At 68.8% G+C, this 1,955-nt stretch carries 1 protein-coding gene; it reads right to left on the bottom strand.

The window, feature by feature from the left end:
• Positions 1–37 precede the first annotated feature (37 nt).
• Positions 38–1,828 (bottom strand): IS481 family transposase, encoded by a 1,791-nt coding sequence (locus B0I32_RS56160; protein ID WP_425438163.1) that lies wholly within the window; start codon positions 1,826–1,828, stop codon positions 38–40.
• Between the last annotated feature and the right edge of the window lie 127 nt (positions 1,829–1,955).

Below are 1,955 nucleotides of genomic sequence, written 5' to 3'. Positions count from 1 at the left end.
CTGACGTTTCTGTCCCACGACATGGGCGACAGGTGATCTAGGAAACATGGTCGACCTTGTACGGCCGATGAGCTTTGACGTTACGGACCGGAAGGTCGGTGGTGCGATGCACCGTGCGCGGGCCCTCGTCCAGGTCGATGGTCAGCGTGGTGTCGCTGACGTGCACCGTGACGACCTGGCCGGCGTGCAGGCGGCCGAGGGAGACGGTCTGCCGGGCCACCATGATGACGCCGAAGGAGTTCGCACGCCGCTGCACCGTGATCGGCGAGCGCTCCGGGACAGGCGGCGGGCCGGCAGGGCGAGCACCACGCAGCATCAGGCACTTCTGCCAGATCAACGGGTTCGGCCGCGTGCGCAGCAGCTGCCGGGTGTCAGGGTCGAGGAACATCAGCGTCTTCTCCTCGATCCGGATGGTCACCCGGCGCCCGCCCAGGATCTCCGCGGCCAGTAGATACCGGCCGGCCAGGCTGACCATGCCGTACTTGTTGACCGTCCGCTCCACTTCCACCACCGCGTCGTTCTCCGCCTGCGGCAGCGGCGACGGCCCTGCCGGGCGGCCACCGTCGGCGAACAGCCGGGCCAGGTCGTTGGTCGACAGGTGTGAGCGCAGGCTTTTGAGCCGCGCTCCCCCGACCAACAGGTGGATCACGTTCACATCCGCCCAGAAAGTGATCACCTGACCGGCGCGAGCCGGGCCGAGCCAGAACTGCTTGCCGGCCACCCCCAGATTGCCGCTGGCCGGCACCACCCGCTCGAACTCGACCGGCCCGCCCGGCCAGGACGCCGCCGTCCTCGTCGACCGCCTGTCCACCGGCATGTCCTCGTCGCTGCTCTTTCGCTTGGGCGTTGCAGCAGCGGCGTCGGCAGCAGGAGCTGGCGCGGCGGTCAGGATCGCCGGCAGGCGCAGCGGCAGCAGCTCCCGCTCCGCGGCACCCACCGGGCTGAACCGGTCGGCGGGGACCGCCATGTCCAGGCTCTGATGCGGCCGGGCGGTGTTGTACTGCTCCACCCACGCATCGAGTGCTGCTTGGAAGGCTTCCAGATCCTCGAACGGGCCGGCATCATCCAGCAGCTCACGGCGCAGCGTCTGGTGGAAACGCTCCACCTTGCCCGTCGTCGTCGGTGAACGCGGCTGCGTCAGCCGATGCACGATCGCGTTGTCCCGGCAGATCCGATCGAACAACACCTCACCACCGTGGCCGAACCGTGCGGTGAACTGCTTGCCGTTGTCCGTCAGCACCTCACCCGGCGCCCCGAACGCCCGCAACGCCTCGACAAAGGCCAGGCACACCGCCCGGCCGGTGGCCCGCACCACCGCCTTGGCGATCACACAAAACCGCGAATGGTCATCCACACCGGTGACCACCTTCACCTCACGCCCGTCGGCCAGGAACACCCCGCCCACGATGTCCAGCTGCCATAACTCCATCGGCGCCTCCCGCTGCCAGCGCCGATACACCTTCTTGCGCCGCCCCGCACCAGGCTCGATCAGCCCATGACGCACCAGCGCCCGATACACCCCCATCCGAGACGGCGGCGGATCGATCCCGCGCAGACCCGCCTCATGCGCCAGCCGGACCGGACCCCACCGCGGATGCCGGCGCCGCAACTCACACACCAACACCTCCACCTGCGCGCTCATCTGCGACGGAGACGAATGCGGCCGCCGTGACCGGTCCACCAACCCGCCCAGCCCCGACTCCCGATAACGCGACACCCACCCCGACAACGTCTGCCGCGCCACCCCCACCTCCCGGGCGACCTCGGTCACCGAACCACCGGCCAGCACCGCCAGCACAGCCCGATACCGCTGCTCCACCACAGACATATCCACCAGCGCCAATCCCGGCCTCCCGACGCACGACGCCGCAACGACGCACGACAGACTGGCCGAAAACAGCACCTGTCGCCCATGTCCTGGGACTCATCCGTCAAGCATGTCCCGGGACAACACA

This window comes from Nonomuraea fuscirosea (genome assembly GCF_003001935.1).
Classification (GTDB): Bacteria; Actinomycetota; Actinomycetes; order Streptosporangiales; family Streptosporangiaceae; genus Nonomuraea; species Nonomuraea fuscirosea.
The sequence above is the reverse complement of the archived record's forward strand: the minus strand, read 5'-3'. Positions and strand labels throughout refer to the sequence as shown.

Coding starts and splice junctions, on each gene's coding strand:
- B0I32_RS56160 (WP_425438163.1), bottom strand. CDS start 1,828: ATGTCTGTGGTGGAGCAGCGGTATCGGGCTGTGCTGGCGGTGCTGGCC.